The organism is Chlorogloea sp. CCALA 695, assembly GCF_003003885.1.
Taxonomy (GTDB): domain Bacteria; phylum Cyanobacteriota; class Cyanobacteriia; order Cyanobacteriales; family Chroococcidiopsidaceae; genus Aliterella.
On record NZ_PVWN01000131.1, the window covers coordinates 1 to 3,457 of the forward strand.

Annotated in this window: 7 protein-coding genes; 2 read left to right on the forward strand and 5 right to left on the reverse strand. The window is 43.0% G+C overall.

Annotation, left to right across the window (positions count from 1 at the left end; all coding sequences use genetic code 11):
* Positions 1 to 311: 311 nt before the first annotated feature.
* The 4 genes from C7B70_RS25260 to C7B70_RS25275 form a co-directional block, all read right to left on the reverse strand.
* On the reverse strand, positions 312 to 683 hold the full coding sequence (locus tag C7B70_RS25260; RefSeq protein ID WP_106371623.1) for an alpha-ketoglutarate-dependent dioxygenase AlkB: 372 nt from the start codon (positions 681 to 683) through the stop codon (positions 312 to 314).
* A 426-nt stretch (positions 684 to 1,109) separates the two neighbouring features.
* The gene (locus C7B70_RS25265) at positions 1,110 to 1,313 is read right to left on the reverse strand and encodes a hypothetical protein (RefSeq protein ID WP_106371624.1); all 204 of its coding nucleotides are present in this window, start codon (positions 1,311 to 1,313) and stop codon (positions 1,110 to 1,112) included.
* Positions 1,289 to 1,735, reverse strand: coding sequence for a zinc-finger-containing protein (locus tag C7B70_RS25270; RefSeq protein ID WP_106371625.1), 447 nt, complete (start codon positions 1,733 to 1,735; stop codon positions 1,289 to 1,291). Before C7B70_RS25270 ends, C7B70_RS25265 begins: the two co-directional genes overlap by 25 nt.
* On the reverse strand, positions 1,732 to 2,028 hold the full coding sequence (locus C7B70_RS25275) for a hypothetical protein (protein ID WP_106371626.1): 297 nt from the start codon (positions 2,026 to 2,028) through the stop codon (positions 1,732 to 1,734). The genes C7B70_RS25270 and C7B70_RS25275 overlap by 4 nt, the downstream gene beginning before the upstream one ends.
* Before the next feature lie 88 nt (positions 2,029 to 2,116).
* On the opposite strand from C7B70_RS25275, the gene C7B70_RS26730 reads away from it, so the two are divergent.
* Positions 2,117 to 2,266, forward strand: coding sequence for a hypothetical protein (locus C7B70_RS26730; protein ID WP_158260600.1), 150 nt, complete (start codon positions 2,117 to 2,119; stop codon positions 2,264 to 2,266).
* 140 nt (positions 2,267 to 2,406) lie between these two features.
* Positions 2,407 to 2,547 (forward strand): hypothetical protein, encoded by a 141-nt coding sequence (locus tag C7B70_RS26735; protein WP_158260601.1) that lies wholly within the window; start codon positions 2,407 to 2,409, stop codon positions 2,545 to 2,547.
* A gap of 138 nt (positions 2,548 to 2,685) precedes the next feature.
* Here C7B70_RS26735 and C7B70_RS25280 read toward each other — a convergent pair whose 3' ends face one another.
* Complete coding sequence (locus C7B70_RS25280; RefSeq protein ID WP_106371627.1) at positions 2,686 to 3,054, reverse strand: hypothetical protein; 369 nt, start codon at positions 3,052 to 3,054, stop codon at positions 2,686 to 2,688.
* Positions 3,055 to 3,457 lie beyond the last annotated feature (403 nt).

Below are 3,457 nucleotides of genomic sequence, written 5' to 3' on the forward strand. Positions count from 1 at the left end.
CCATTGCTCTGCTTACCTCTTAGCCTTTTATCTCTTGATTCTTTTACTTATTATATCCGGAAAATGACAGAAAAGGGATATCTACCACTGGCTATTTGCAAAAGTGAGATGCTCCCGTGCCGAGTAATTTTTGATGTCGTATTTTTCCTGCGTAGCAGCGCCTTAAAAAGTTCTGTCCCGGAGACTACGCTCTAACAACTTTTTAGAAATGCGATACTTAATTGACTTACTAATATAACAAACCGATTTATAAGTCAAGCTATCTATTACTAATAAAAGTAAAATTAACAATTATTAGTAATGAATGATTCTCAGTTTACCTGCCTAATTGTCAAGTTTAATCTACCGCCGTTCTTTAGTAAATTACTGGTATTGGGGACAATGCCCTTAAACGAATGAAAGTAGTTTCGACTCTCCCCACCCATTACAATTACGTCGCCGCTTTGGACAATGTATTGTTTAGTTTCGTCAGTACGAAGAAAACCGCCCAAAACGAGGATTCCTGTACACCCTAGAGAAACCGAGATTATTGGGGCTGATAAATTCTCCTCAGTATTGTCTTTGTGCATCCCCAACTTTTCGCCTTTTCTATACAGATTAATCAAACAGGATTGGGGATGAAAATCACTGTTTTCTGTTTCTTTGGCTATTGCTATTGCCAGGTCTTTAATCACCTGGGGCATAGCTGGAAATGCCTCAAAAGTATGCGGACGAACTTGCTGATAGCGGTATCCGTGACTATCCGCAACTCATCCCAAATCGTCGCAGTTGGTCATTGAATAATTGAAAGATTGACCGTTTGGCATATTTGGTCGAAACAATGGCGCTTGCTTCACAACTGCTCTAGCTGCTGCTAGAATTTCTTGTTGTGTAACTTTAGTAAGCTTTGACTTGAGTAGATAAAAACCTTTATTCGCTGGCATAATGTTAGCCTGCAACTATTATTATACAACAGCATTAATCAACAAACAAATCAAGTTATTACACCTCCTAACTTTAGGTTTACATGTTAAGGTTTCTCAGGCAAAATATTCTTTTTCCCGGCAGCTATTTTATCCAAAAGCTACAATTAATAATTACTTAAAACGTGCTTACTGCCTTAAACTGTTTTATTGGCGGCTCTGTTTACTCAAGCAATTTGGGTCGATAGATGTCGGAAAAACTAATCTCGTATGAGGATTTTCTTGTGCTAGGGCGATAGCACTCTGGGGACGTGCCAGTTGCAATAAGTACCATCTTTTCCCGTCTTTTTCCCATACGGCTAGTAAGTCGAATCCATCACGAGGGGTTATGGCAATTGGTTTGTGCTGCATGATAATTCTCCTTGACAATGAGTTGTTGATTTTGTTTTGACGCGCTGCCGACCCTTTGTAAAACTCTCAATCACAGAACACGCCCTTTGGCACTGCCGAATGTCGAACATGGCTACATGGGTTCTTGACAAAGGTAATTTCATAGCTTTCGATAGCCACTTGTAGGCAGCTTGACGGCTAGAGAAAACACCAGACTGCCACAAGGGGTCGAACTTCCGATGAGCCAAGCTGCGCCACCTCCGTAACTCTCGGTCGGCTAGTGTCCCCAGTGGCTTTATGCTGCCAGGGTGATACCCCACCCGCGCATCACAATTGGGGTAAGAATCGCAAAGGTAAATAAACCCATAGTGGCAACCGTAAACTTTGGCGCTATCAATCAACGACACACTACTGCGACAAAAGGGACACCAGTAGGGTTTCATCTGCCTACCCCTTGCAACTGCTCTAATACTGCTAGTTCCTCTGTTATTGCTCGTTCAACGGCTAGTTGTCCCCAGTGGGATAGGTTTTGAAGCAAGGCAATTGCTTTGTTGAAGTGGGAACAGCAATTGCAAATATGGTCAAAATCGACGGCACTAGGTTCGGTTGCTTCGTAGAGGGCGGCGATTGCAATTGCTGCTTTTTTATCCTGGCTCAGATGTTGCAGATGGGTTTCTAACTGCTGCAAAACTGGCTCATCTTTTACGTTGAGCGAGTGGCTGGTTAAATTAGGCATTCGGTTGAGTCCTGTTATGGGTAAAATAAAACCCGCCAGTTTTTAGCTGACGGGTGTAAATGTTATTTATTACGGTATTGATGCAGCAATGTTTCTTGCCGAGCGCTTGCTGATGATTAAGGGGTCATCCGCTAATATTGGTGAAGTATTAGACCTTTCTTTTGCTTGTCCACGCGTTCGCGTCCGAATTATGGAAGCTTGGCAATATTACAAATTGTGCGATTACCGCTCTTGTTAGTGCTGGAAGCAATCGCGCCCACAACTTGCTCTACCTCTGCTCATGAAGATGTAGAATAATTTGTAATCTTACTGTAGTAATACTACAGTTCTACGTCTTTGCCACGCCCGGACAACGACAAAAAAGGAGGAAATATTTTGATGCGATCGCCAATTATTAGTTTTCTGTTGCTATTGGGTTTAATGATGCCTCTTTCAGCCTGCGATTTTGGGGGAGGAGAAGCTGAAGAAGCGCCGGAAAATACTGAACAAAAAAAAGAAGATGATGATGACGACGATTGAGCAAAAGTATGGCGGGTTTTACGCTACTTGAGCATCTACTTGTCTAGAAAATATCATTAATTTCCTAGAGGTATAGCATTACCCGCGCTTTTGGAACTAACGGGTGTGTGTGGGGATTTGCACTACTGGGAAAAGAAATTAAGCAGCTACTAAATTTGCTTCAGTAGCTCCAATAGTTTGCTGCACTGGCAACTGCCACCGCACTGTAATAAAACTACCGTCGGCTATTTGATAGGAAAGAAAATTGGGATGACTCCGCCTCCAGCCTTTGCCGTTAGCGTTTCGGCAATACGCTGATTCGTTGACATTCGGTTGGGGTTTACCGCGCTCCCAATACAACCGACATAGTGGGTCCGAAATCACCTGATAACGAAAGCTGCCGCCGGGGGAGACGATAACTTCACCTAAGTAGTTGGCGCTCATGTGGCGCAAATCCTCATTAGTAAATAGTCCAGATGGAGCATAGAAGCGCGTCGGGGCTGGTTCTAAAGCGGTGCATTTGCTCATGGCTAGGGCTGAAGTAGTAACAAATGCTGTTCAACTGTTTCCAACTTTTTCCGTGCCTCGCTTTTCTCCTGGGCGCTAATCTTAGCATTCTTTAGCTGGGTAAGATACAGCTTTTTGGCTTGCTCAAAATTTAGTTTAGCCTCCTTTGGTTTGCCTAAATTACTCAAGGCAATTGCACGATAAAAGTAAGCCGTTGCATATTCGGGAAACTGCTTAATAGCATTGTTGGCAACTCGCAGCGCAGTAGAGTAGTTTTTGTCTTCAGTTGCGCTTTTGACTACCTGAATTAGCTGTTCAATAGTTGGTTAAGACTGAAAATCGATTATGAGTGCGATTCGTTGGTTAGTGAATCACGGTAAACAGTCCGTACATAACTAACCCAGCCAAGACTACCAAGTCTAGC

What these genes read in the sequence shown, in the direction of transcription:
- C7B70_RS25265 (WP_106371624.1), bottom strand. Translation starts at nt 1,313, where the DNA reads ATGCAGCACAAACCAATTGCCATAACCCCTCGTGATGGATTCGACTTA.
- C7B70_RS26730 (WP_158260600.1), top strand. Translation starts at nt 2,117, where the DNA reads ATGTTTCTTGCCGAGCGCTTGCTGATGATTAAGGGGTCATCCGCTAAT.
- C7B70_RS26735 (WP_158260601.1), top strand. Translation starts at nt 2,407, where the DNA reads ATGCGATCGCCAATTATTAGTTTTCTGTTGCTATTGGGTTTAATGATG.
- C7B70_RS25270 (WP_106371625.1), bottom strand. Translation starts at nt 1,735, where the DNA reads ATGAAACCCTACTGGTGTCCCTTTTGTCGCAGTAGTGTGTCGTTGATT.
- C7B70_RS25260 (WP_106371623.1), bottom strand. Translation starts at nt 683, where the DNA reads ATGCCCCAGGTGATTAAAGACCTGGCAATAGCAATAGCCAAAGAAACA.
- C7B70_RS25275 (WP_106371626.1), bottom strand. Translation starts at nt 2,028, where the DNA reads ATGCCTAATTTAACCAGCCACTCGCTCAACGTAAAAGATGAGCCAGTT.
- C7B70_RS25280 (WP_106371627.1), bottom strand. Translation starts at nt 3,054, where the DNA reads ATGAGCAAATGCACCGCTTTAGAACCAGCCCCGACGCGCTTCTATGCT.